This is a genomic window from Dellaglioa sp. CoH-57-MRSF-20 (assembly GCF_056781955.1).
Window position 1 is genome coordinate 604 of record NZ_JBXAXV010000018.1, and the last position, 467, is coordinate 1,070.

The following is a 467-nucleotide window of genomic DNA, read 5'->3' on the forward strand; positions in this document are numbered from 1 at the left end:
TTATTATTCGTTCCATCGATAACCCACTAGGGGCATGATATGGAAACGACGAAACCCGAACTGTTCTACCGCGACGGCCGCCCATTCTCGGGCCTGACCCCTGCCGACTACGACGAACGCAAGGGCTCTGCCTCGTTCTACCGGGCGGGCACGTGTCATCGGTGCGGCGGTGCAGGTGGCTCGCAAGCATGGGCCTATACGTGGTACACCTGCTATCAATGCGGCGGCTCGGGCAAAGGTGCGCCCGTTTTGACAAAAATTTACACGGCCGAGCGGCTCGCAAAGCTGAACGCGACTAAGGCGCGCGCCGACGAACGCAAAGCCGCAAAGCGTGCGGCTGAGGCAGCGGCGGCCGAGGCCGAACGCGTGGCAAATCTCGCGGCTCGTCGTGCTGAATTCGACGCGGCTTATCCGGGCCTGTCGGGCCTGATTGATATGTACGCTGAGGGGTCGGAATTCCTTACAAG

The 467-nt window shown here is 61.0% G+C and carries 1 protein-coding gene; it reads left to right on the forward strand.

Annotated features, from left to right (window positions below; genetic code table 11):
* Positions 1-39: 39 nt before the first annotated feature.
* Positions 40-467: hypothetical protein (locus tag AC1RPN_RS07760; protein WP_481763645.1), on the forward strand; the 428-nt coding region annotated here is incomplete at its 3' end.